Origin of the sequence: Rugosimonospora acidiphila (assembly GCF_039543385.1) — a bacterium.
In the GTDB taxonomy this organism is placed as follows: domain Bacteria; phylum Actinomycetota; class Actinomycetes; order Mycobacteriales; family Micromonosporaceae; genus Rugosimonospora; species Rugosimonospora acidiphila.
Window position 1 is genome coordinate 155,787 of sequence record NZ_BAABJQ010000013.1, and the last position, 25,024, is coordinate 180,810.

The following is a 25,024-nucleotide window of genomic DNA, read 5'->3' on the forward strand; positions in this document are numbered from 1 at the left end:
TGACCCGTCGCCCGGTGCCCGTCGCCCGTTGCCTATCGCTGGGCGGGCGTTTCTTGAATCACCTGGGGCCTGTTCGCTCGGCCCAGTCCCGTACGCGTCCAACCGATTTGAAGGAGACTTCCATGCGATTCACCGCGACAAGGCCGCGGATCGTGGGTGGCGCCATCGCCGCCGCCGCGGTCCTGGCGGGCGGTTACCTGCTCGCCGCGCCCGACGGTCCGGCGACGGCCGCGCCGGCGAAGGCCGCCAAGTGCACCTCGTCGGTGCCCTTCGTCGCCGGTACCGAGGGCTACTCGAGCTTCCGCATCCCCGCCGTGGTGGCCACCAAGAAGGGCACCCTGGTCGCGTTCGCGGAGGGCCGGGTCGGTTCGTCCGCCGACTCCGGCAACATCGACGTCGTCGAGAAGCGCTCCAGCGACGGCGGCTGCACCTGGGGTCCGTTGTCCGTGGCCGCCGAGGCGGGCGACGACACCGCCGACAACCCCGCTCCGGTGGTGGACCCGGCCACCGGCAACATCGTGCTGCTCACCTGCTATAACGCGGCCTCCGTCACCGAGGCGCAGATCCTCGCCGGTCAGGTGACCGCCGATCAGACCCGGCGGGTGTTCGTGCAGACCAGCAAGGACGACGGGGTCACCTGGTCGGCCCGCCGGGAGATCACCAGCGAGGTGAAGCTGCCGAACTGGCGCTGGTACGCCACCGGTCCCGGGCACGCCACCGTGCTGACCCAGGGCCCGCACAAGGGGCGGCTCGTGGTGCCGGCCAACAACTCGGTCGCCCCGGCGGCCGGCTCCACCGACACCGGTGCGGAGAGCCAGTACTACGGCGGCAACGACTTCTACAGCGACGACCACGGCGCCACGTGGCACATCGGGTACACCGATGACACCACGGAGGGGTTCAGCAACCCGAACGAGAGCACCCTGACGCAGTTGACGGACGGGCGGGTGTACATCAACAGCCGGGACCAGAACGGTACCGGTGCGGGCAACCGGGTCGACGGCTACTCGACCGACGGCGGGGCGACTCTGGTCAGCCCGCTTCACCCGCAGGACACCATCACCACCCCGGTGGTCGAGGGCAGCGTGCTGCAGGTGACCGGCCCGAACTCGGTGCTGCTCTACTCCGGCCCGGCCGACCCGACCTTCCGCGCCGTGATGGGCATCCGGTCGAGCACCAACGCCGGGGTCACCTGGTCGGCCCCGTACGACCTGACCGGCCTGCCCGCCGCCTACTCCGACCTGGTCCAGTTGGACAACAACACGGTCGGGGACCTGTACGAGACCGGTGAGACCAACGCGAACGCGAACATCACGTTCACCCGGGTACCGGTGAAGGCCATCGTCGGCTAACACCGGCACGCCACAGCCAGCGGCACGCCACAGCCAACGGGTGCGGCACAGCCAGCGGTGCGCCCGGCCCCCATGCGGGGTCCGGCGCACCGCTGGCTCGCCGTCAGGCCAGTGGATTCGGGCCCGAGGGCTCGGGCTCGCCGGCCGGTGCCCGCCAGCGGTGCTCCACGCGGCCCACCTTCCAGTATCCGATGGCCACCGCCCACACGAGTACGAACAGGCCCACGATGATGAAGCCGACGTTGTTGAGGTCCAGCCCGGCTATCCAGTTGGTGGCCGGGTCGCGCCAGCGCAGCTGGTCGTGCAGCACTCCGACCAGTTCGATGGTGCCGATGAGCAGGGCCACCGCGACGGACAGCCCGGTGATGGTGAGGTTGTAATAGATTTTGCGAACCGGATTGGCGAAGGCCCAGCGGTAGGCGACGTTCATGAAGGCACCGTCGAGCGTGTCGAACAGGCTCATGCCGGCCGTGAACAGCAGCGGCAGCACCAGGATCGCGTACCAGGGCAGCCCGGCCGCGGCGCCGCTGCCGGCCAGTACCAGGAGGGTCACCTCGGTGGCCGTGTCGAATCCCACACCGAACAGCAGACCTATCGGGTACATCTGGGCCGGGTGGCGCACCGACCGCATCAGCGGGCGCAGCAGCCGGGCGACCAGCCCGCGCGCGTCGAGCGCGCCGTCCAGCGCGGTGGCGTCGTAGTCACCGGCGCGGGCGCGGCGGTACACCCGGGCGATGCCGACCAGCGCGATCAGGTTGAGGATGCCGATCAGGTAGAGGAACAGCCCGGACGCGCTGGTGCTGACCACGCCGAGGTCGGCCCGGGCGGCGGAGTTGTCATTGGTGAGGCCGGCCACGAACCGGGCGCCCGCCGCGATGCCGGTGGCGAGCAGCACCACCACGGTGGAGTGCCCGAGGGCGAACCAGAATCCGACGGACACCGTCCGCCTGCCGTCGGCCATCAGCTTGCGGGTGGTGTTGTCGATGGCGGCGATGTGGTCGGCGTCGAAGGCGTGCCGCATGCCCAGCGTGTAGGCGGTCACGCCGATGCCCAGACCGAACACCTTCGTGCCGATCTGCAGGTGCTTCGGGGTGACCAGCGTGGCCAGCACGGTCCACGCCACGAGGTTCATGACGGCGATGACCGCGAGCAGGATGACTATCTCGCGCCAGTCGCGCACGCGCTTGGACGGACGGAGAGACGGTTCAGCGGGCAGCCCCATGGCAACCTCTTCCAGCACCTCGTGGAGTAGGGCTCTTGCGTTGCCGTGGCCGGTCTCCTGGCTGACAGGTGTCGCATGCGACTCGCCGGCCCGCCTTCCCAGACTCGCGTCCAGTGGCTGCCGCGTCGCCGCGGCCGGGCCGGTGCATCCTGTTCACAGTGGCGAGGGCCGCTCCGGTTTCACACCGGATTCCCGAACACCACGGCGTCGACAGGCTATCGGTGGCACCGGGGCGGAGCAACGCACCGCCCCGGTGATCAACAACACGGGTGCCGGAATGTGATGAGTCCGCCTCAGGACTGGTGAATCGCCTCGCCCGCGATTTCGATGCGTACGGTCCGGCCGACCAGAACGCCGCCGCTTTCCAGCGCCACGTTCCAGATCAGTCCGTAGTCTTCCCGGTTGATTTCGGTAGTGGCGGTGAACCCGAAGATATTGTTGCCGTACGGGTCGGTCCGCGCCCCACCGAACTCCACCTGTAGCTGGGCCGGACGGGTGATTCCCTTGATAGTCAGTTCGCCGTCGAGCACGAACCGTCCAGTCGTCTGGCTGGGCTGCGGCGGCACGTGTTCACCCGGGGTGGCTCCGCGCTTGCGCAGGTAGGCCCAGTAGAAAATCGGGTCGTTGTTGCCCTGCCATTTGATGCCGGTGCTGCGGTAATCCAGCGTCGGATACTGACCGACATCGAGAAAGTCCGGGCTGACCAGGTGCGTGTCCCGCTCGGCGTGGCCGGTGCGGACGCTGGCCGCCCAGATGGTGGCGCTGACCGAGGACTGCAACGGATCCTCGGCGACGACAATCCGGGCGGTCGCCTCGGTGAACTCGCCGCGTACCGGACTGACCATCATGTGTCGGGCCAGAAATCCGATCCGCTTGTGCGCCTGATCGAGAAGATAGTTGCCAGGCGCCGGGATGGTTATGCCCTCCCAGGACCGTGTGGCGGAACCGGACATTGTCGTGCCTTCCCCGCGGAAACGCGTGCGTTACCGAGACATGTGTCGCTTGTGGCGGCCGTTGATCGGCACGCTGCGCACGCCGTTCTTTTCGACTCCGAACCGAAGCCTAACGCCCACCCACCTGGTGGCTTCGAGGTGAATGGGGCGTCGGGCGCGTCGCGCCGGGCGAATCGGAAAATCAGCGTGCCGAGGCAGCAGCCCGAGTCAACGGAAAAAGCCGAATTGTCGGCGGGAGTGGGAATGATTCGCCGCCGCCGTAACGTCGGCGAACCGTCGGTGAGGGTGACGCGAAGCCACCGCTGGCGAATTCGGCGCCGGGGCGGCGGCGGTCAGTGGCCGGCGTCGCCGGTGTCGAGCCCCTGCGCCGCCACGGCGGCGGGGTCGAGCCCCTGCGCCGCCACGGCGGCGGCGTCGAGCCCCTGCGCCGCCACGGCGGCGATGCCCTCGGCCGCCGCCCGCGGGTCGGCGTACCGCGCCGGTCCGGTCGGTCGCAGCGTGGCCTCGTCCAGGGTGTAGCGCAACGGCACGCCGGTGGGTACGTTGAGCCCGACGAAGTCGTCGTCGGACAGCCGGTCCATGTGCTTGATGAGCGCGCGCAGCGAGTTACCGTGCGCGCAGACCAGGACGGTGCGCCCGGCACGCAGGTCGGGGACTATCGCGTCGTGCCAGTACGGCAGCAACCGCGCGGTCACGTCCCGCAACGACTCGGTACGCGGCAGCTCACCCAGCAGGTCCGCGTAGCGCGGGTCGGACGCCTGGCTGAACTCGTCGTCGTCGGCCAGCGGCGGCGGGGCCACCTCGTATGATCGGCGCCACAGCATGAACTGCTCGTGGCCGTAGCGCTCCCGTACCGCCGTGCGCTCCCGGCCCTGCAGCGCGCCGTAGTGTCGCTCGTTGAGCCGCCAGGAGCGCCGCACCGGAATCCACGACCGGTCCGCCTCGTGCAGCGCGATGGCGGCCGTACGCACCGAGCGGCGCAGCACGGAGGTGTGCACCACGTCCGGGGGCGGCCCCTGCTCGCGGAGCAGTTCGCCGGCGCGCAGGCTCTGCCGCACCCCGGCGTCGGTCAGGTCGACGTCCACCCAGCCGGCGAACAGGTTCTTCGAGTTCCACTCGCTCTGGCCGTGGCGCAGCAGGATCAGGGTGGTCACGCGCGCCGGCCTCCGGCCGCCCGCGACTGGTCCGGGTCGTGGCGCGGCGCCAGACGCGCCGAGCCGCCCTGGTTGGCCAACTGGTCCGGGTCGTGGCGCGGCGCCAGACGCGCCGAGCCGGACTGGTTGGTCCTCGAGGTGCTCATCCGGTTGACGCGCATCGGCATCCCTCGTGATGCGACGGCCGCAGGGACCGTGACTTGTGGTGGCCGTTGCGGACGGCCCGCCGGTGGCCATGATAGTCACCGGCGCGCCGGGTGCTCTGGTCGCGGCGTGCGCGCCGGCTGCCCATCAGGTCGTCCAGCAGCAGGGTCAACCCGGCGCCGACCAGCCAGGAATCCTTGGCCAGCGGGATACCCTGCTGCGTCGGCCGGGGATTGCCCGGCTGGTGGGTGCCCGGCGTCGACCAGTACAGCCGCATCAGCCCGCCGCCGAACCCGCACAGTCCGGTGCCCACCAGCGCGGACGGGACCAGCGGCACGATCAGCGCGCCGCCGAGGGCGATCTCGGTCATGGCGAGCACCCGGGCGAACGTCGCGGGCCGCACGCGACCCAACGGGGGTACCGCCGCGGCGGCCATGCCGTGCATGCCCTCGGCGGCCTGCCCCTCGAGGTTCCACTTGGACAGCCCGGAATTCAGGAAGAAGGCGCCGATCGCGACGCGCAGGGGGAAATGGGACAGTCTCATAATCGCTCCGCTCTGCCGAATCCGCTCTGGGCCCGCCTACCCGCAACCAACCGGCCCACACCCGCCGCGCCCGCCTCAACCGCGCGGCAGGGCATGCCGGTGCCCGAACGGGGTACCGCCTGCCGATGGGCATGCCGCCGGGCGGGACGGGGGAGGGGACCGGCCGGGGCGGGCCCGAATTCGCCCCGCTGCGCAGCCGGGAGCAGCCCCTGCGCGCCAACTTCCTGGAACTGTTCTTCGACCTGGCGTACATCTTCGCCTTCGCCCAGCTCTCCGCGTACCTGGACGCGCACCTCGACTGGGCCGGCGCCGGGCGGACCCTGGTGCTGCTGTTGCCGCTGTGGTGGGTGTGGACGTTGACATCGTGGGCCGCGGACATGTTCGATCCGGACCGGGTGGCGATCCAGGGCCTGATCCTGCTGGCGATGACCGGGGTCCTGGTGATGGCGGTCGCCGTGCCCCACGCGTACGGCTCGACCCGCGCCGTCTTCGCCGGGGTGTACACCGCGACGCAGATCGGTACCACCGGCTACCTCGGCCTCGTGACGCGCCACTTCACGCTGCGGCGCCCCGCCGGGCGGGCGCTGCTCTGGAACTCCGCGACCACGTTGCCCTGGCTCGCCGGCATCTTCTACTCCGGCACGGCGGGGGAGTTGCTGTGGGCCTTCGGGTCGGCGGCGGCCTACGCCGCGCTCCGGCTGCGCTGGCCCACCCCGGGGCTGGGCCGCACGCCCCTCGCGGAGTTCCGGCTGGCCGGCGAGCACGTCTCCGAGCGGTACCGCCAGTTCCTCGTCATCGCGCTCGGCGAGACCATCCTGACCAGTGGGCTGGAGCTGAGCCACCGCGGCTTCGACGCCGCCCGCACGGTCGCGTTCCTGAACGCGTTCGCCGTCACCGTGCTGGTGGCGCGGATCTACATCTACCGCGCGGGTGAACTCCTCGAATCGGCCATCAAACAGTCACCCGAGCCGGCGCAGCCCGGCCAGGCGGCGGCCTTCTCCCACCTCGTGATGGCCGCCGGTGTGGTGATAATCGCCGCGGGCGACGACGTCGGCATCGCTCACCCGCTGGGGCACGCGCGGCCGGCCTGGGTGGCGGTCATCCTCGCCGGTCCGGCGCTGTTTCTGGCCGGTCGGGCGCTGCTCGACTACACGGTCTTCGCGCGGGTGTCCTGGACCCGCGTGATCGGGCTGGCCGCCCTGGCTGCGGCGTCGCCGGCGCTGCTGGCCGCCCCGCCGTTGGCGTCCGCGCTGTCCGCCACGGCGGCGCTGACCGGAATCGTGGCCGGCAACGCGGTCACCTGGCGTAGGAAGCACCAGCCGCGTGCGCGCGAGGCACTGATCCCGTATTCGAATGACACGAAGCGCTAGGAGGCATCCGTGGGACCAGGCGTCCGTGGCACCGGCCGGTCCGCCAGGGCGGCGGCGCAACGGTTCGCGAGCGACGTGACCGCGGCACGCAACTCCGGGCCGCCGACGACGCGGAACGCGAACGGAACGCCCGCCAACCACTCCCGCGCGTACATCGCCGGGTTGCTCGTGCTGCCGAGAATCACGCAGCCGTCGGGCGCCGGTTCGAGCCGTCCCATGGGCGGCCGGATCCACGGCGCCACCTTGGCCAGCGGGGCCTCGAACACCACGTGCGTGGCGAACTCCCACCCGACCCCCAGGTTCTCCTCCAGCGCCGCCACCGGGTCGAGGCCGTCGGGCGGCTCGAACTCGCGGGTGGTCTGCCGAGCCGTGCGGATGCGGTCGACCCGGTAGGTGCGGGTCGCGTCCGCGTGATGGGAGTGGCACAGCAGGTACCAGCGACCGTGGCGGACGACGACCGCCCAGGGGTCGACCTCGGTCTCCCACTCGCTGCCGGTCTCGCTCCGGTAGGTGAGCAGCACGCGGCGTCGGGCCGCGACGGCCGCGACGAGCGCGCCGGTGGTGACCGGATCCGGCCGGGCCGAGCCCAGGTCGGGCGCGGCGGACGCGTGTTCCCGCAGCGCGGCGGCCTGCCTGCCGACACCCTCGGGCAGGGCCTGGATGACCTTGCTCAGGGCGGACCCGACGGGGTCCTCGGCACCGCCGGCCGCCGGCTGGCCGTCCAGCACCGGCATCACCTCGAGCACCGCCATCACCAGACCGAGCGCCTCGGCCTGCGTGAACACGACCGGCGGCAGCCGCGTCGAGCGTCGCAGCCGGTACCCGCCGTGGGGGCCCCGGGCCGACTCGACGGGGATGCCGGCCTCCCGCAGGATCCCGACGTACCGGCGTGCCGCCCGCTCAGTGACGCCCAGCCGTTCGGCGAGCTGATCGGCCGTGGTGCCGGGTCGGTTCTGCAGGATCTCGAGGGCGCGCAGCGCCCGGGCGGTGGGGCTGAGGTCGGTCGGCACCCGAGCAGATTAGGCGGCGCCGAGACAACCCGGAAGCGAACCGTCCGGAACTGGCCGTAGCGTGAGCCGCGACGGGGCACGGAAGCGCACCGGTGCGGACCGTGACCGACCGCATCGCAGCGAGGGGATTCAGCGCAACCATGGACATCCTGCTCATCGCCGGCCTGTGGCTCGAGGGATCCGCCTGGGACGCCGTCGGCCGCGCCCTCGAACCGCTCGGCCACCGCCCGGTGCCGCTCACCCTTCCGGGTCAGGGTGACGCGGCCACCGACGCCACGCTGGACGACCAGGTGGCGGCCGTACTCGCCGCCGTCGACTCGGCGTCCGGCCGGCCCATGGTGGTGGGGCACTCCGCCGCCTCCACCCTGGCCTGGTTGGCCGCCGACGCGCGACCGGAGCGGGTCGCCAAGGTCGTGCTCATCGGCGGCTTCCCGGTCGCCGACGGAAAGGCCTACGCCGACTTCTTCGAGCTCACCGACGGCGCCATGCCCTTTCCGGGCTGGGGAGCGTTCGAGGGGCCGGACTCCGCCGACCTCGACGAGCAGGCCAGGCACGCCATCGCGGCCGCGGCGATTCCCGTTCCCGGCCAGGTGGCCACAGGCGTGGTGCGGCTGGCGGACGAGCGACGGTTCGACGTCCCGGTCGCGCTGGTGTGTCCCGAGTTCACCCCCGGGCAGGCGCGGGCGTGGATCGAGGCCGGAGACGTACCCGAGCTCGCCCGGGCCAAGCACGTCGAATTCGTCGATATCGAGTCCGGGCACTGGCCGATGTTCAGCAGGCCAGACGAACTCGCCCGGCTCCTCGCCGCGGCGGCCGGCAGTGCCTGACCACCGGATTGTGTCGGCGGGGCGGGCATTGGGGTTGCCGGTACACTGCTGCCCGTGACATTCGGGCCGCCCAGCAAGGACACGCTCGCGCCACAGGTGAACCGGCAGCCTCCCCAGATACCCGAAGTCTCCGGGTTGCGTCCCATCGGCAGTGGTGGTTTCGCCACGGTCTACCGGGGCACGCAGGCCCGGCTCGGGCGGGAGGTGGCGGTCAAGGTCTTCCACGCCACCGTGTTGGATCCGGGGGTCCGAGACCAGTTCGACGCGGAGTGTGCCGCGCTCGGACGGCTGCCGTCCGACATCGACATCGTGAGCATTCACAGCTCCGGAGTGGTCCCGGGAAGCGGCCACCCGTACCTGGTGATGGAGCTGTGCCGGGGCTCGCTGGACGAGCGCGTCGCCGCCGGCGCGCTCCCGCCGGCCGAGGTCGCCGCACTCGGGTACCGGCTGGCGCTCGCGCTGGCCGGCGTACACCGGGCGGGGCTGTTGCACCGCGACATCACCCCGCGCAACGTGCTGTTCCGCCAGTCCGGCCAGCCGGTGCTCGCCGACTTCGGGCTGTCCCTTCCGCGCGAGGACGCCGGCCAGGCGCAGGAGCACGCCACCTGGGCGTACGCGGCACCCGAGATCTGGAACGGCGGCGCGAGCGCTCGCTCGGACCTCTACGGGTTGGGTGCCACGCTGTACGCCGCGCTGGCCGGCGCACCACCGTTCCCGCGCCGGCCCGGTGAGGACGACTCGGCGTACGCCGCCAGGATCGCCACCGAGCCCGCCCCGCCGATCCGCGACGCGTCCATTCCGGACGGCCTGCTCGCACTGGTCACCGGAATGCTGGCCAAGGATCCGCAGCAGCGGCCGGTGGACGCCGACGCGGTAGCCATCGGCCTCGCGCCGTTCTGCCCGCCGCGGGCCGCGGTCCTGCTCGTGAACGCGGCACCGTCCGGGACGACCTCGTCACGAACGACCTCGTCGGGGACGTCCCTGTCAGGGGCGGCCCTGGCAGGGACGACGTCGTCCAGGGCGACGCCGCCCGTGAACGCGGCACCGTCCGTGAACGCGGCACCGTCCCTGAACGCGGCACCGTCCCTGAACGCGGCGCCTCCCGGCATTGGCGGAGCGGGTACCGGCGCGGCCGGCATTGGCATGGCCGGCATCGGCATGGCGGACGCCGGGGGAGCCGGTGGCGGCATGGCGGGGGAGGCGACCAGGCTGCGGCCGACCCGGCAGGTGTCGGCCGACCACCCCACGGCGCCCGGGGCCCGCGGCCGGCGGACGTGGCTGATCCTGGGCGCCGCCGCGCTCGTGGTCGTCGTCGGGGGCGGGGCCGCGTTCGCGCTGACCCGTTCCGGGCACGACAAGCCATCGCCCGATCCGGCGATCGCCGCCCGGGCCGACACGACAGCCTCGACGCCCCCGGCGGCAACCTCCGCGACGCCCCTCACGACGCCCGGCGCGAGCGGCTCGGCGCCGGACGTCACGTCGGCGCGGCCGACCCGGCCCGCCTCCACCCCGACGCGGCGCGCGAAGCCTCCGGCGAACCCGCCCGCCAAACCGCCGGTACAGGCGCCGAAGCCACCACCGGCGACGACGGTCGCGCCGCCGCCCACCGGAGGGTCCACTCTGGACATCAAAACCAACTACGCCTGGGCCCGGGGCTCCGTGGCCTGGAACGGAACGACGGCCGTCGCGTACGGCCAGATCCAGGACACCCAGCAGTGGGAGTCGACGGCGTCGCTGCGCATCGCCTACCGGCTGGACATCAACGGCACGTGGAAGGTGCAGTACGCGCAGCCCGACCCGTACGTCGCCGTGGGCAACGGGCAGGGCAAGACGTTCTCGTTCTCGATCGGCGGCCCCGTCAAGGACGTGCAGTGGGACCTGTGTTCGCAGCGGCTGGGCAAGTCCTACTGCACCGGCTGGAAGTAGCGGCTGAGCCGGTCGCGGAACGGGTGGCGTCGCCGATCGCGTGGCCGGCTAGGTGGCCACGGGCGGCTGTCTGGCCGCAGCGGGCTGTCTGGCGTGGCCGGTTGTCTCGCCGAAGCCGGTCAGGTGGCCGCCGCGGCGCCCCGGCCGACGAGCCCGACCTCGTAGGCGAGCACCACCGCCTGGGCCCGGCTGCTCAGGTTCAGCTTGGTCATCGTGCGGTTGACGTGGGTCTTGACGGTCGCCTCGCTGACCACGAGCCGCGCGGCGATCTCGCCGTTGGACAGCCCGGAGCCGATCAGGCGCAGCACCTCCCGCTCGCGGGCGGTGAGCACCTCCAGGTCGGGGTGGTCCACCGCGCCGGTGTGCGGCCGGTGCGTGTACGCCTCGACGAGCCGACGGGTCACCGACGGCGCGAAGAGCATGTCGCCGCCGCCGACCATCCCGATCGCGGCCAGCAGCCGCTCCGGTGGGGTGTCCTTGAGCAGGAAGCCGGACGCTCCGGCGCGCAGGGCCTCGTACACGTACTCGTCGACGTCGAAGGTGGTCAGCATCAGCACCCGCGGTGGGTCGTCACGCCGCTGTTCGAGAATCCGGCGGGTCGCCTCGATCCCGGTCGCCTCCGGCATCCGGATGTCCATGAGAATCACGTCCGGCCGGGTCTCGGCGGCCAGCGCCACCGCCTCGTCGCCATCGGCCGCCTCACCGACGACGTCGAGGCCGGGCGCCGCGCGGATGAGGGCGGCCAGACCCGCGCGGATCAGAACCTGATCGTCGACGACGAGTACCCGTACCACCTGTGCCTCCCTCGCGACCCGCATTGCGAGCCCAGACCGGTAACGCGAACCCGGTAACGCAACCCCGGGTACGGTAACCCAAGCCCGGTAACGCGAAAGGGGTGCGGGCCGTCACCGGCTGCCGCACCGCTTCGCGTCAACTCATCCGCGCCGACCCGCAGACGGCGGCCGAGGGCATCGGCACCGTACCGGCGTGTACTCGCGGCTCACGCACCGCCGGCCTGCGAGATGTTGTTGAGGATCTTCTGCACCGACTGCTGCAGCTGGACCAGCGACTGCTGCATCTTGTCCAGGTCGGCCTTTGCCTGCGGCCACACCTCGCCGCGGAACTTCTGGGCCAGCGGACCGTCCCAGTTGTTCGGGTCGCTCATCTGCTGGCCGGTGCTGTTGAGCTGGCGGAACAGCGTCGGCAGCTGGTTGTTGATGATGTTGAGCATCTTCTGCGCGTCCTGGTGCGCGAGGTCGGTCACCTTGACTGTGGGCACGGCATTTCCTTTCGTGGTGAGTGGAACCCGCTGTGGGGTGGAAACCGTGGTGAGTGGAAACCGTGGTGAGTGGTACCCATCGCGGATCACACTCGTGGTGTGGTCTCACGGCCGGTGCCGTGGGATCAGTTCTTCGCTTGGGCGGCCTCGATCGTCTGGTAGCTCTGCGACTCCGAGTCGGTGAAGTTGAATATCTTGTCGATGTCATGCAGGCTGTCGGGGCTGCCCGCCAGCGCGTAGTTGTCGGGGTGCCTCGACATGTCCGACAGCAACTCCTGCCGGTCACCGGAGTCCAGACGCACCGGGATGTCGAACTGGTTCACCAGGTAGCCGTGCTTGGCCAGCTGGGTCCACATCGCGATCCGGACCGGGCCGGTGCCGGCCAGCGAGGCGAACCGCATGGGCTCGATGTCGCCGCCCGGGATCCCGGCGTTCGCCACGTCCGAGAGCAGCCCGCCGCCCACCTCCCCGATCCCGCTCTGCAACCCGTTGCTGATCAGGTTGTCCACCACCGCCGAGCCGGTGTTGGCCACCTTGCCCCAGGGCACGAAGCTGAAGCCGATCGTCTCGAGGATGGTGGTGTGCAGCTCGTCGGACTTGTCGCGGGCGGCGTTGGATTTGATGATCAGGTCGAGGTACTTGCTGAGCATCGCATCGGCCGCACCGCTGGTGTCCTCCATCCACTTGTGCAGCTGCTCGGGTGTCTTCCCGGCTCCGGGATCGGGGACCATGCCGGCGAGCCCGAGCGAGACGAACTGCAGCAGCGCCCCCTCCGCGCCACCCACGTCGGACAGGTTCTCACCCTTCAGGGCGGCGGCGACCCGGTTCATGAAGGCCTGCTCGCCGGCAGAGTCGCCGGCATGCGTGATGCCCGCCTGGGTCAGCAGGTTGAACGCCTGGACGAAGGCCTTGCCGTCGCCGGACGCGCCACGGGTCACCCGCAGCAGCGTGTGCAGGTCGCCGTCGGTCATCAGGTCGGTGAACTCGCGCGCGGCGGTGCGGTTGCCGGCGATGGCCTGCAGGACCGAGGCCTGCGCCGACTCCTGCACGGGCCAGTAGTCGGGGTCGTAGCTCGACTTGGCGGCCCAGCTCAGCGCCGTGACGACCCGGTGCACGGTCGCCTTGGACACCAGGCCGGTGGCTAGCGCGTTGGCCAGCGCCTGGTCGTCGCCGACCACCGCGCAATCGGCCCGGCGGCCCATCAGCTTGGCGATCTGGCCGGTGGTCAGCGAGTTGAAGAAGGCGGCGTCGAAGTACCCGTCGCCGCCGTGGGCGTCCAGCTGGTCGATGATCCAGTCGACGTTGTCCGGGTTGTTCTTCTTCGTCATTTTCGAAGCGAGGGCGGCTCCGGCGGCGAGGGAGTCCTGGTGGGCCACGGCGCCCGACAGCGCGCCGTCCGACATCCGGTAGAGCCCGTCGGCGGGCCGCCCCGGCAGGTTGTCGGGAGAGTTGTCGCCGACGGTTGGCAGCGGGCTGGCGCTGCCGGCCTCCTGGAACGCGCGGCCGACGCGGCGTACCTCGGTATCGGTGCTCGATGCGGTCGACACCGCCGCGCTCACCTCGCGGTCGATCGGGAGCTGGCAGGTCCCGCCGCCGCGCTCGTACGCGGTGATGGCCGGGGTCAGCACCCCACGGACCCAGTCACCGAGTTCCTTCTCGCCCCGGGTGCACTGATCGGAGTAGGTGTAGAGGTTTTCCGGAATCGCCGACGCGGTGCCCACGCCGTCCTCCCTTCTGGCAGCTGCCGCGCCGACTAGTGCGCGCCGTTCGGCGGCCCGATCCGCTGGGCCCTGCGCTCCTGTTCTTCCTTCTGCTGCTCGGCCTTCAGCTCGGCGTGCGCGTTCTCCGTCGCCGTATCCACAGTGGACTTCATGCGCTTCGCCTCGGCGGACAGCGCGGTGAGCCTGGACTGTTCGCGGTGGAAGTCCTTCTCGAACTGGTCGCGCTTCTTGCCGCTCCAGTGGTCGCTGTCCGGGTCGCCGAGCATGCTGCCTCGTTGGCTGTTGCGCAGCCAGACCAGCCAGTCGAGCTTCTGCGCGAGCTGGCTCAGCTTCTGACTGAGCGCGTCGGCCGCGCCGAAGTCGTAATGGATCGAAGCCATCGGGTTCCTGCCTGGAGTGTCTCGGGTCTGGGTGAGCCTATGGGGCGGTGGGGTGCCGGGTCGTCGGGCGGTGGGTTGAGGTTGCCGGGCCGCCTTTCGCCGTACGCCCCGCCGGGGTCGTACAACCCTCGTGGTACTCAGCCCGGGTGCGCCAACTGCACCCCGTCCACGCTGCCGTTGGCGACCAGGTATCCCCGTCCCGGCAACGGCGCCATCCGGTCGTGCCGGGGCAGCACCACGCCCAGCAGGTCGCCGTCGAGGTCGTGGTCGGGGACGAGCAGCACCCCGCACCGCCCGTCCCGTACCCGTTGGGTCCAGTTGCCGTACGTGCGGCGGATGCCGTCGGCCCGTCCCGCCGCCACCAGGTGCCGCCCGGCACCCGCGGCGGACAGCCAGCGGTCCAGCGTGCCGAGGTCGTCCTCGACGGTCTCGGCGTCATCGACGAGCACCAGCATCCGGCCCGGTACGGCGTCGAGCGCGCCGTCGAGCTGCCCGTACTCGGTCACCACCGTCACCGGAGCCGGCAGGTCGCGTACCGGCGAACGTCTCGGCGCGAATGCCACCACGGCCGGCGGGTCGGACCCGGCGAGCACGGCGTGCGCGATGGCGCACAGCGCCGTGCTGCGCCCGGAGCGCGGCGGCCCGGTGATCAGCGCGTGTTCGTGCGGGTACAGGCTCAGCCCGACCGGAGCCAGGTCCCGATCCCCGATGCCGATGAGGATGTCCCACGGCTCGGCGCCCGTGCGTGCGCCCGCACCCGTCGCGCCCGCACCCGTCGCGGGCGCACCCATCGCGCCGGCACCCATCGCGCCGGTGCCCGGTGCGCCCCAGGCCAGCGAGCTGAGGCCGATCTCCGGCGGCAGCAGCCCCACGGTCGGGGCCGTGCGCGCCTCGCCGGGCCAGCGCGCCACCACGTCGCTCACCGCGGCCTTCAGGTCCGGGCCGGGGAAGGCGACCTGCACCACCTGCCGGGTCGCGGCCACCACCGCCCGGCCGGGCACGAAGCCCGGCACCGACCTGCGCGGCACGTCGAAGGCGCCGTACTCGTTCTGGTCGGCCAGGCGCATCAGCAGCTTCTGCTGGGTCAGCGCGGCCCACGAGGACGGCACGGCCCCGCCCCGGTCGGCGGTAGCCGCGAACCAGATGCGGACCGCCGGCCCGTCCGCGTAGACGCGGGCCAGGTCCTCGACCAGGGTCATCCCGGCCACGTCCTTGTCGTAGTCGGCCAGCAGCGCGCCGAGGTTGTCGATGAGCACGAGCCACGCGTCCTGCGGCCCACCCGCCTTACGGGCGTCGAGTTCACGGCGCATCATCCGGATGAACCGGACCTGCCGCTCCCGCTCGGCGGCGCCCAGGTACGCGCCGGTGTGTGCCAGGTCGGCCAGTGGCGCCAGGTCGCCGGCGCCCAGGTCGAGGACGAACAGGTGGTGGTGCGCGGGGGAGTGCGCCCCGGCCACTGACAGCGCGAGCGCGGCCAGCGCGGTGGACGTGCCGGCCCCCACCACGCCGTAGATGAGCACGTTGCCGGCCTCGGGGTCCCACCCGACCGGGTACTGCGTCTGCCGGTCCGGGTCGTCGGCCAGCGCGAACGCGGGGAGGCCGGCCGCGTCGCTCTGTAGGCCGCGCGCCACCCCGGGAAAGGCGTTGGGGGCGCTCGCCCGCGCCACAGACCGGCCCGGCTGCGCTTCCCCGGTCAGGCGTTCCAGGGCCACCACCGGCGGCAGCGGCTCCGGCCACGGGCGGCGCGGGGGGGCGATGCGGGACAGCTCACAGGCCTGCCGCGCGGCGTCGACCAGGCGCTGCAGGTCGGTCGGCCCGTCCGGGGCCCCGGTCGCGGCGCCATCCTCCGGCGCCTCCAGCCGGAACGGCGCCAGCGTCACCGGGGCGGTCGCGGCGGCCAGCGGGGTCACCGCGGTGGCCAGCGCGGTCTGCACCGGCAGCACCTCTCGGGCGCTGAGCCGGTAGTACCCGCGTCCCCACTGCCGGCTGCCGATCCCGGCGGCGGCCGGGTTGTCGATGACGTCGGTGGAGTCGCCGGTGCTCTCCAGGCGCAGGGCGATGCGCAGCTTGACGTTGTTCTTGATGGCGTCGCTGACCGAGCCGGCCGGCCGCTGCGTGGCCATGATGAGGTGCATGCCGAGGCTGCGCCCGCGCTGCGCGATGCTGACCAGCGAGTCCACGAAGTCCGGCAGCGCCTTGACCAGGGTGGCGAACTCGTCGATGATCACGACCAGGCGGGGCATCGGCTCCAGGTCCGGCCGCTGGGTGCGGCGCAGCCGCTGGTACTCGCGCACGTGGCCGAGGCCGACGTCGCGCAGCGCGTGCTCGCGGTGGCGCACCTCCGCCTCCAGGCAGCGCAGGGCCCGCTCGCCGAGCTGCTCGTCCAGGTCGGTGACCAGCCCGACAACGTGCGGCAGCCGGGCGCATTCGTCCAGCGCGCCGCCGCCCTTGTAGTCGACCAGCGCCAGGGTCAGGTGCTCCGGGTCGGTGTGCGTGGCCATGCTCGCGATCAGGGTGCGCAGCAGCTCGCTCTTGCCCGAGCCGGTGGTGCCCGCGATCAGCCCGTGCGGGCCGTCGTCGTCGAGATCGATCTCGAACAGCTCCCGCTCGGTGACCCCGAGCACGGCCCGTACCCGCAGGGCCTCGGCGCCGTCCCGCCAGCGGTGCGTGACCCCGGCCCCGGAGACCTCCGGCAGTTCCAGCAGCGGCAGCAGGTTCACCCGGTCGGGCAGCCCGGCGCCGTCCACCCGCAGTTCGGGGTCCTCGAACCGGGCCAGCGATCGGGCCAGCCGCCGGGCGTCGGGCTCGGCGATGCCGTCGACCAGGATGTCGGTGACCTCCTCGCCGGTGGTGACCCGCCGCAGCAGCCCGGTACCGTCGGCGCCCACCGACAGGATGGAGGTGCACAGGGCCGGCAGCCGTTGGGTCAGCACGACGCCGCCGCACGGCACCGAGGCACCGCCCAGCAGCTCGCGCAGCGGACACGGGCGCCCCTCCAGCAGCGTGGCGCCGTCGACCACCACCAGCGTGACCGGGGCACCGGCCCCGGCCGCCGGCGGCGCGGCCGAGAGCAGGGCGCGGGCCAGGGCCTGGGACTGCTCGTGCCCGACCGCCACGAAGCGCGCCGAGCCCGAGCGCGGATCCGCCCCGTGCGGCAGCCACTTCGTCCAGTCCCAGTCCGCCACCCGGTCGGCGTCGGCGAAGATGGCGACCCGTACGTCCGCCGGCCCGCTGCCCACCACCGCCTGGCACAGCATCGCCCGGGCCGCGGCCAGCGCCGCGCCCCGGTCGCCGTCGAGGCCCACCACGCCGCCCGGCGCGACCCGTACCAGCACCGGCACCTGCGGCAGCGTCGAGACCCGTGCCACCATGGCCACCGATTCCGGATCCGGCTCGCGGGCGTCGGAGGCGACCGGCGGCATCCAGGGCAGGTCGGCCGAGCCCACCGGAACGCGCAGGAAGTCGGGCGCGTCCGGGCGGCGCTCCCACAGCCGCAGACCCGGCGAGGTGGCCCGGAACACCGCCTCGGCCAGGTCGCCCGCCGACCGGCGGCGCGCGCGGATCTCGTCCGCGTGCAGCCGCTCCAACGCCGTGCGCGCCGCGGCCATCCGGGTGGCGTAGTCGCGCCGACCCCGGCGCAGGCTGAACCGGCCCCGGGTACGGCTCTCCAGGAACTCGAACACGAACACGATCGGGGTCAGCGCGGCGATCAGCGCGTACCGGGCGTCGCCCATCACGGCCACCATCACGCCGGCCAGCAGCAGCGGGCCCAGCAGGGCTGAGACGCTGAACGGGGTGCGGCCCATCCCGCGCGGCGGCTCCGGGACGGCGACCGGTGACGCCACGGCCGGGGAGGCGACCCGGGGCGCGCGGTTGAACGGCAGAGTGCCGCCGGGGCGTGCCTCGCGTACCGGGTTGACGTGCTGCACCGGGCCGGTCCGGTCCGGCGGCAGCACCCGCAGCAACACCTGCCCGGCCACGCAGATCAGGTCGTCCGGGCCGACGCGTACCGGCCCGGTCAGCCGCACGCCGTTGACGTCGGTACCGTTGAGCGACCTCAGGTCGGTCAGGGTCACGATGCCGTCGGGGCTCACGTCGACGGCGCAGTGCGCACGGGACACGTCCACCGCGTCCAGGCTCAGGTTCGCCTCCGGCCCGCGACCCACCACTATCCGGCCGGCCTGCAGCGGCAGGGACACGCCCGCGCACAGGCCGCCCACCACCCGCAGCAAGGCGATCGGCCTCAGGGGTACCGTCTGTGCCCCCGCCGCCGGGGTGACCTCGCAGCCCATGACCAGACCCGACTCGGCCAGCCCGGTCTCCGGCGGGAAACCCCGGCCGTCGATGAGCACCCCGTCCGGGGCACCGAGCGCGCGGGCCAGGTCGCCGACGGTGGAGTCGGGGCGACCCAGACGCAGTTCGAGTTCGTGCCCGGTCCCACCGACGCGGTAGACGAACCGCACGCCGACATCACCTCTTCCGCCGCCCGTCAGTGTGTCCGTGTGCGCGCCGCGGCCCGGCTCGGCGGGCACGCGAGCAGGAAGGCTACCATCGTCGCCGCGCCGTACACCCCACGTGGTATGCGCAGGTAAACCCTGGTTGGAGATGGGGGTCGGGGTACGGCGGACCGGGCCGCCGACCAGTAGGGTTCGTGGGTGCTGTTGACCGGGGGCGGCACCCGCACCGCCATCGTCGCGCTGTCCGCCGCGCTGGTGGCCGCGTGCCTCGTCGCCGGCGGTGCGTTGTGGCGTCTGCGGGCGTACCGGCGGGCCGCCGCGCAGAACGCGGCGCGTCAGCGGGACGAGCAGCGCGAGCGCGAGCAGCGCGCGGTGCTGATGGAGCGGGTACGCATCGCCCGCGAACTGCACGACGTCGTGGCGCACCACATGTCGGTGATCGCGGTACAGGCGGGCCTGGCCCGCTACGTGCTGACGTCCGACCCGCCGACGGCCGAGCGGGCGCTGCGCGCGGTCGCTGAGATGAGCAGCGATGGGCTGGCGGAGGTGCGGCGGCTGGTGACCGTGCTGCGCCCCGAGCGGGACAGCGACGAGTCGCGCGACCGGGACACCCCCGGCGTCGACGAGCTGCCCGCGATGATCGAACGGGTGGGGTTGACCGGAGTCGCCATCGAGTTCAGCGTGTCCGGGCGGACGCGATCCCTGCCGGCCGGCGTGGGCCTGTGCGTCTACCGGGTGGTGCAGGAGTCGCTCACCAACGCCATCAAACACGCCCGCGGCGCGCGGGTGGATGTCCTTCTATCCTATGAGGACGATCGGGTGCGGGTCAGGATCGCCAACGACGGACGGGGCGGTCCGCACCCTCGATCGTCCACAATGGCCGGCCCTGACGGGCAGGCCGGCGGTGGCAAGGGACTGACCGGGATGTACGAGCGGGCCATCCTGTACGGTGGCACGCTGTCCGCGGGCGGCCTGGCGGACGGTGGCTTCGAGGTGATACTCACTCTGCCGCTGCCCGTCGTGGACGAGCCACCGGTCGACGAGCGCGCACCGACGGAACTGGGCGCCCGACCATGACGATCGCCCGACCATGACGATCGCCCGACCATGACGATCGCCCGACCATGACGATCGCCCGACCATGACGATCGCCCGGCCATGATGAGAGACCGGCCATGACGAGAGACCGGCCATGACGAGAGAAGGGGGTCGACGCACGATGCGGCGACCGCAACAACCGATGCCGGAGCCACCGGTGATTTCGGGCTACCGGGACCTGGTGCGGCTGGCCGTGGGCGGCTTCAGCACGGTCTACACCGCGTACGAGGAGGCGCTCGGCCGCACGGTGGCCGTCAAGGTGCTGCCCGCAGACGCGCACGATCCGACCGCGCGGCAACGGTTTCAGCGCGAGTGCGAACTCACTGGGCGGCTGACCGGACGGGCGAACATCATCACCGTGTTCGCCGCCGGCCCGACCGCGGACGGCCGGTTCTACATCGCCATGCAGTACCTTCCGGGCGGGTCGCTCGCCGACCGGCTGGCCACCACGGGGCCCCTGCCGGTCGCGGAGGTGCTGCGCACCGGCGTGGCGATCGCGCGGGCGCTGGAGGCCGCGCACGCGGCCGGCATCCTGCACCGCGACATCAAGCCGGGCAACATCCTGCTCTCCGACCAGGGCGAGCCGGTACTCAGCGACTTCGGCATCGCCAGCCTGGTGCGTCCCGCCGACGGCTCGCGCGGCGTGGACGCCTTTACGCGCGGCCACGCCGCCCCCGAACTCATCGACGGCTACCCTCCATCGGTCCGGTCCGACCTGTACGCCCTGGGCTCCACGCTCTACACCCTGCTCACCGGCGCTCCGCCGGCCGACGGCGAGGCCAACTGGCCGGACGACCCGACCCGGCCCGACCTCCCGGCCAACCTTCCCGCCAACCTTCCCGCCGGCCTCCCGGCAGACCTCCCAGCCGGATTCGTCGGGCTGCTACGCCGCGCGCTCGCGGCCGACCCGGAGCGGCGACCGGCCAATGCCGTGGAGTTCGCCACCGAACTCACCGCGCTGCTCGGCGCCCCGGCCGCGTCCCCACCGGGCACGTCCTCGCCCGCCGCCTCTCTGCCCGCCGCGTCCTCGCCCGCCGCCTCTCTGCCCGCCGCGCCGTTTGACTCTCCACCGCCCGCCACGCCCCTGCCGGCCGCACCGTCGACCGCCACGCCCCTGTCCGCCGCATTCCCGCCCGCTGCGCCCCTGTCCGCCGCGTCGCCCGAATCTCCACTGGCCGCAGCCTCATTAGCCGCACCCTCGTCGGCCGCGGCTCCATCGGTATCGCCCGTGCCTCCGCCCGTCGGGTTGTCGGCAGTGCCGGCTGTTCCGGTCATGCCCGCTGTTCCGGTCGTGCCGGTCGTGCCGGCTGTGCCGGTCGTGCCGGCTGTGCCGGTCGTGCCGGCTGTGCCGGCGTCGGAGCCGACCCGGCTGCGCGAGGGCCGGATCGTGCGGCCCGGCGCCGTGCCGCCCGCGAAATCCGGCCGCCGGACGGTGGCGATCGTGGCCGGAGCCGTGGCCGCCGTCGTGCTGATCGGTGCGGGCACGGCGTTCGCCGTCACCAGGGGCGGCTCGCACCCCGCGCCGGGCGCCGTGGCGGCCGGAGGCCGATCGCCCGCCCCGACCTCGGCCGGCGGGTCACCCGCCGCCACCGCGACCCGCGCCGCGACGACCCGTACCACGGCGACCGGAGCCGCAGCGACCCGAGGCGCCGCCCCGACCGGAACCGGCCGGGCCGACGGTGGCCCCGGTGACGGCGGCTCCGGTGACGGTGGCTCTGGCGATGGGGGCTCCGGGGCGTCGGGCCCGGGAACGGGATCGGTCGCGACGCGACCCGCGACGCTCGCGCCGGCCCCACCGCCCGCCCCCGACCCCACCCCGACCAAGGAGGCGCCACCGCCCACCGTGTGTACCCCCGGCGACTGCGCCGGTAGGGCGTACTTCATGGCGTACGGCGAGCACCTGTTCGTCTGCGACGAGAAGTCGGACGGGTACTCGGCCGTCGCCGAGTACAGCAGGACCGACGCGTCGGGCAGCTACGAGGCGGCGGAGCGCAGCGGTACCGGCAAGTGCCTGGACCACAACATGAACATGGCCGAGGGAGCGAAGATAACCTTCAAGATCTGCCTCGAGGACGGGACCGGACCCATCTTCGGCTGCAGCGCGACGATCACGGCGAGCGCCTAGCGCCGATCGTTCAGCGGCGGTCAGCTAGCGGCGGTCAGCTAGGGGCTCAGCTAGGGGCGGTCAGCTAGGGGCGATCGTTGAGCGGCGATCGTCTGGCGGAAGCGCCTGCTCGACGCGGGCTGCGGGAACGGCGAGAACGCGCTTCACGTCGCCTCGCTCGAATTGCCGGTGTTGGGATTCGACGTGGCCGCCACGGCGCTGGCCATGGCCCGGGCGAGGGCCGAGGAGCGCGGGCTCGCCGCCGAGTTCATCGAGGCCGACGCGTTACGGCTGGGAAGTCTCGGGCGCAGATTCCAGACGGTGGTACTGGACTGCGGGCTGATCCATACCTTTGACGGCGAGGAGCGACCACGGTACGTGGCCGGCCTGGCGTCGGTGACGGAGCACGATGGGACCCTGCATGTGCTGTGCTTCAGCGACGAGGGCGCCGGAACCGGCCCGCATCCCGTGAGCCGGAAAGAGCTGACCACGGCGTTCAACCCGGATGCCGGCTGGGACGTCGTCGCTATCGAACCGGACCGGATTCAGACGCTGATCCACGACGGCGGCGCGCCGGCCTGGCTCGCGACAATCAGGTGGAGGTAGGCCGCGACCGTCAAGCGGTCCCGCGCGGCTCGACCATGGGTTGCGTGATCGACCGCCGCCGTGACGACCCGCGACGAGACGCTGGCGTGCTGCCAGCGGTGTGCCGCCAGCGGTGTGCCGCCAGCGGCGAGTCGGCGCCCGGCCGGCCCGCGTCCGCGGTGAATGGTTGCGCTCGTGGGTGTCATTGCCTGCGGTGATAGATGTTGCGGTGGTAGATGTTGCGGCGGGGTTGCTGGTCGGGGTCAAGGTATCGGGGTGGGATGAAATCGGGCAGCCCGTCGGAGGCGATTTTGACCTGCCAGTCGCCCTGGTGGATCACTCGGTGGTGGTGTGCGCACAGCAGGACCCCGTTGTCGAGGCTGGTGGGGCCGTCATCCAGCCAGCTGACGAGGTGGTGCCCGTCGCACCACCTCGGTGGGCGATCACAGCCCGGAAACGCGCAGCCTCGGTCGCGGAGCACCAGGGCGCGGCGGGTCGGGCCGGTGAACAGGCGCCGCTCCCGACCGAGGTCCAGGACCTGACCCGTGCTGCCCAGCACGGCGGGCACGATCCGGGCATCGCAGGCCAGGCGGCGGGCGGCGGCCGGGCTGAGCACGGTGCCGTCGTCCAGGGTGGCGGCGCCGATCTGCCCACGGAGGGTGTCCAGGTCGACGGTGACGGTCACCTGCGGCCGATCCCCACCGTTGTCGGGCAACTCCCCGCCGGCCAGGGCGAGTCGGCATACCTCCACCAGGGCGTCCGCGCGTCGCTGCTGCGGGCTACGCAACCCCGCCTCATCAACCGGTCTGGGTGCGCACAGCGGGTCGATCGCGGCCCGGACCACGGCGGCGGACTCCTGGTCCAGCCACCCGGTCAGCCGCACCCTCGCCTGGCCCGGCACGTCGGTCAGGTACAGGCACCGGTCGGCGTGGGCACGGTCCTCGTCCTTGGCTAACTGTTGCGCGGCTTGCTTCTCGGCGACCTCGGGGGCGACCACGTCCAGCAGTCGGCTGGTCAGCCGACCCAACTCCCTGGGCCCGAACACCGCACACTGCCCAACCAGAAACGCTTCCCCCTGGGTGCGGACCCCGGCGGGAAGAGTCGGGACAGCGGCCGCGATCACCTGCGCCTGCTCAAGATTGACCGTGCCGGCGGCCATCGCCTCCACCGTCTTCGGCAACCCGCCGTGCAACGCCGCAGCGAGCCTCACCTGACGCGCCGCCGTACCCCCGGACAACCGGTACCGGTCACGCAACCACGCGGTCGTCGTCGTGGCACCCTGCCGCCGGGCAAGGTCCCGCCCATCGATCTCCCGAATCAGGCCCAACCGCACCGCGTCCAACCGCGACGCTAACGCATACGCCTGATCCAAACAGTCAATCAACACCTGCGGGGACTGAGCCCAGACCGACGCGTGCGCGAGCGACCGCACCGCGTGCTCCAGCTCGATCAACGGATCCCCGTCCACGAACCAACGCTACCGATGGGGTACGACAGTTCTCGGGACGCGCGACCGCAACGGATCGACGATTCTGCGAATGGTGAACGGCTAGTACGGCAGCCGCACTGAGCCGTGGTCCAGGCCGAACTGGTCCTTGCCGACTTCAGGGTCCAAGCCTATGGTGGCAACCATTTCAGCGCCTGGCCGGCGCGGACCCGCCGGCCGGAGGTCAACGTGACGGTGAACGAATACGCCGGGCTAGTGCTCTGACCACCAACGTTCACGGTGTTGGATGACACGCCGTCCGACCTGCGGGTCGGGTGGCGTGGGTTGTCGCAGGCTGTGCGGATGGCAGAGCCCGTGAGTGTACGGCGGCTGAATGACCAGGAGGGTCAGCAGTTGCTGCGGATTATTCGAAGGGGAACCGGCTCGGCGATCAGGCTGCGCCGGGCGATCGTGGTCCTGGCCTCGGCCGGCGGCAACAGCGTGCCGGTGATCGCCCGATCTTCGCGCGGTGGCCATGGAATGAGTTCTGGCCCCAGGTCGTGGCATTGGCTGATCTCCGGCGGGCCAGATCAGGGCGGGGTAGGGCCGCGCGGCCCTCGCTGTGACCTGGTTGGATGTTGTCCATGTCGTGGTTGCATATCGGCCGGCTGTGGACCAACGGCGAGCCTTACCTGGCCGTCGACAGCGATCTTCGCCGGCATTGGCATGGCTCCGACGACGAGGTGTACGAGCAGCTGATCGTTGCCTTATCAGCGGAGCAGACGAGCATCTCCGTCGGCTCCGCTACCGCGGCCCTCCTCGGCGACGGGGTGGTCCGCGACGACAGTTGGATGGAAGTGTTCACCGCAGCCGACGGCCGCATCGCGGTAATCCAGGCCGGCGGCCCCGATTACCGCACCGCCGTCACCGCGGCCCTGTCCTATCCCATCGACGCCGACGATCTCGACGGCGACCTCGGTGTTCCCAGCGGCGAGATCGCGCTGTTCAGTTCCGCCTGTGATGGGGTGGGCGAGAACTCGATGGAGCTGATCGCGCCCCGGCCCGGCCCGATACCGGCCGAGCATGGCTGGCCGTCCCCGGAGCTGGACACCGGCCTCCTTCTGTCGGCATCCAGTCCCCGCTACCGGCTACGCTCACGTTCGTACACCGAACTCGACCACGTCGGCTGCTTCGCCCGATGGCTGCTCATCCCCGCCACGATCGACTAGTTTGACCACGAACGTTGGCGGTGTGGGGTCAGGCCGCAGTCCGGGTCGCGGCTTGGCCCCATCGTCGTTGGCGTTCTGAGCGGATGCGGGCGCGTTCGCGGCGTTGCGCGGTGAGGACGTCGGGGTGGCGGGCGTTGGCGTTGCGCCAGCGCAGGTACGCGTGGATGGCATTGGTGGAGGCTGCTGGGTGGTTGAGTCGGTTCGAGCCAGCGACGGTGAACATGCGCAGCGCGCCACAAGGCC

The 25,024-nt window shown here is 72.1% G+C and carries 19 protein-coding genes, 2 pseudogenes and 1 riboswitch; of the genes and pseudogenes, 8 read left to right on the plus strand and 13 right to left on the minus strand.

Annotation, left to right across the window (positions count from 1 at the left end; all coding sequences use genetic code 11):
• Nucleotides 1–122: 122 nt before the first annotated feature.
• Nucleotides 123–1,352: a sialidase family protein gene (locus ABEA87_RS22225; RefSeq protein WP_345632432.1), complete on the plus strand. Its 1,230-nt coding sequence runs from the start codon at nt 123–125 to the stop codon at nt 1,350–1,352.
• A 103-nt stretch (nt 1,353–1,455) separates the two neighbouring features.
• Here ABEA87_RS22225 and nicT read toward each other — a convergent pair whose 3' ends face one another.
• From nicT to ABEA87_RS22250, 5 genes and pseudogenes are all read right to left on the minus strand, one after another.
• Entirely contained in the window at nt 1,456–2,592 is a 1,137-nt protein-coding gene (gene nicT / locus ABEA87_RS22230) for a Nickel transporter NicT (RefSeq protein WP_345632433.1), read from the minus strand.
• A gap of 12 nt (nt 2,593–2,604) precedes the next feature.
• Nucleotides 2,605–2,793, minus strand: a riboswitch (cobalamin riboswitch).
• Nucleotides 2,794–2,867: 74 nt separating this feature from the next.
• Entirely contained in the window at nt 2,868–3,527 is a 660-nt protein-coding gene (locus tag ABEA87_RS22235) for a YceI family protein (RefSeq protein WP_345632434.1), read from the minus strand.
• 419 nt (nt 3,528–3,946) lie between these two features.
• Nucleotides 3,947–4,681, minus strand: a pseudogene (locus tag ABEA87_RS22240) (phosphoglyceromutase); the annotation flags it as partial.
• On the minus strand, nt 4,678–4,827 hold the full coding sequence (locus ABEA87_RS22245; protein WP_345632435.1) for a hypothetical protein: 150 nt from the start codon (nt 4,825–4,827) through the stop codon (nt 4,678–4,680). The pseudogene ABEA87_RS22240 and the gene ABEA87_RS22245, both read right to left, overlap by 4 nt.
• Nucleotides 4,824–5,369: a DoxX family membrane protein gene (locus ABEA87_RS22250; RefSeq protein WP_345632436.1), complete on the minus strand. Its 546-nt coding sequence runs from the start codon at nt 5,367–5,369 to the stop codon at nt 4,824–4,826. The genes ABEA87_RS22245 and ABEA87_RS22250 overlap by 4 nt, the downstream gene beginning before the upstream one ends.
• A gap of 125 nt (nt 5,370–5,494) precedes the next feature.
• Between ABEA87_RS22250 and ABEA87_RS22255 the strand changes: the two genes are divergently transcribed.
• Nucleotides 5,495–6,739 carry a low temperature requirement protein A gene (locus ABEA87_RS22255; RefSeq protein ID WP_345632438.1) on the plus strand — a complete coding sequence of 415 codons (1,245 nt, stop codon included), beginning with the start codon at nt 5,495–5,497 and terminating at the stop codon, nt 6,737–6,739.
• Here the strand turns inward: ABEA87_RS22255 and ABEA87_RS22260 are convergent.
• On the minus strand, nt 6,736–7,749 hold the full coding sequence (locus ABEA87_RS22260) for a helix-turn-helix transcriptional regulator (RefSeq protein ID WP_345632439.1): 1,014 nt from the start codon (nt 7,747–7,749) through the stop codon (nt 6,736–6,738). The two genes, ABEA87_RS22255 and ABEA87_RS22260, sit on opposite strands and share 4 nt — an antisense overlap.
• A gap of 140 nt (nt 7,750–7,889) precedes the next feature.
• On the opposite strand from ABEA87_RS22260, the gene ABEA87_RS22265 reads away from it, so the two are divergent.
• Nucleotides 7,890–8,576 (plus strand): alpha/beta fold hydrolase, encoded by a 687-nt coding sequence (locus ABEA87_RS22265; protein ID WP_345632440.1) that lies wholly within the window; start codon nt 7,890–7,892, stop codon nt 8,574–8,576.
• Between the two features lie 54 nt (nt 8,577–8,630).
• Nucleotides 8,631–10,502: a serine/threonine-protein kinase gene (locus tag ABEA87_RS22270; RefSeq protein ID WP_345632442.1), complete on the plus strand. Its 1,872-nt coding sequence runs from the start codon at nt 8,631–8,633 to the stop codon at nt 10,500–10,502.
• A gap of 119 nt (nt 10,503–10,621) precedes the next feature.
• Here ABEA87_RS22270 and ABEA87_RS22275 read toward each other — a convergent pair whose 3' ends face one another.
• From ABEA87_RS22275 to ABEA87_RS22295, 5 genes are all read right to left on the minus strand, one after another.
• Entirely contained in the window at nt 10,622–11,296 is a 675-nt protein-coding gene (locus ABEA87_RS22275) for a response regulator transcription factor (protein WP_345632444.1), read from the minus strand.
• Nucleotides 11,297–11,502: 206 nt separating this feature from the next.
• Nucleotides 11,503–11,781, minus strand: coding sequence for a pyrophosphorylase (locus ABEA87_RS22280; protein ID WP_345632446.1), 279 nt, complete (start codon nt 11,779–11,781; stop codon nt 11,503–11,505).
• Nucleotides 11,782–11,906: 125 nt separating this feature from the next.
• Complete coding sequence (locus ABEA87_RS22285; protein WP_345632448.1) at nt 11,907–13,502, minus strand: hypothetical protein; 1,596 nt, start codon at nt 13,500–13,502, stop codon at nt 11,907–11,909.
• Nucleotides 13,503–13,534: 32 nt separating this feature from the next.
• Complete coding sequence (locus ABEA87_RS22290; protein ID WP_345632450.1) at nt 13,535–13,882, minus strand: hypothetical protein; 348 nt, start codon at nt 13,880–13,882, stop codon at nt 13,535–13,537.
• A 137-nt stretch (nt 13,883–14,019) separates the two neighbouring features.
• Entirely contained in the window at nt 14,020–18,345 is a 4,326-nt protein-coding gene (locus ABEA87_RS22295) for an FtsK/SpoIIIE domain-containing protein (RefSeq protein ID WP_345632452.1), read from the minus strand.
• A 192-nt stretch (nt 18,346–18,537) separates the two neighbouring features.
• Between ABEA87_RS22295 and ABEA87_RS22300 the strand changes: the two genes are divergently transcribed.
• From ABEA87_RS22300 to ABEA87_RS22310, 3 genes are all read left to right on the plus strand, one after another.
• The gene (locus tag ABEA87_RS22300) at nt 18,538–19,416 is read left to right on the plus strand and encodes a sensor histidine kinase (protein WP_345632454.1); all 879 of its coding nucleotides are present in this window, start codon (nt 18,538–18,540) and stop codon (nt 19,414–19,416) included.
• 178 nt (nt 19,417–19,594) lie between these two features.
• Nucleotides 19,595–21,562, plus strand: coding sequence for a serine/threonine-protein kinase (locus tag ABEA87_RS22305; protein WP_345632456.1), 1,968 nt, complete (start codon nt 19,595–19,597; stop codon nt 21,560–21,562).
• A gap of 105 nt (nt 21,563–21,667) precedes the next feature.
• Nucleotides 21,668–22,147 carry a class I SAM-dependent methyltransferase gene (locus ABEA87_RS22310; protein ID WP_345632552.1) on the plus strand — a complete coding sequence of 160 codons (480 nt, stop codon included), beginning with the start codon at nt 21,668–21,670 and terminating at the stop codon, nt 22,145–22,147.
• Between the two features lie 181 nt (nt 22,148–22,328).
• Here the strand turns inward: ABEA87_RS22310 and ABEA87_RS22315 are convergent, their stop codons facing one another.
• Nucleotides 22,329–23,594, minus strand: coding sequence for an HNH endonuclease signature motif containing protein (locus ABEA87_RS22315; RefSeq protein WP_345632458.1), 1,266 nt, complete (start codon nt 23,592–23,594; stop codon nt 22,329–22,331).
• 602 nt (nt 23,595–24,196) lie between these two features.
• Between ABEA87_RS22315 and ABEA87_RS22320 the strand changes: the two genes are divergently transcribed.
• Complete coding sequence (locus tag ABEA87_RS22320) at nt 24,197–24,781, plus strand: hypothetical protein (RefSeq protein WP_345632460.1); 585 nt, start codon at nt 24,197–24,199, stop codon at nt 24,779–24,781.
• Between the two features lie 28 nt (nt 24,782–24,809).
• Here the strand turns inward: ABEA87_RS22320 and ABEA87_RS22325 are convergent.
• Nucleotides 24,810–25,016 (minus strand): annotated as a pseudogene (locus ABEA87_RS22325) (IS630 family transposase); the annotation flags it as partial.
• Nucleotides 25,017–25,024 lie beyond the last annotated feature (8 nt).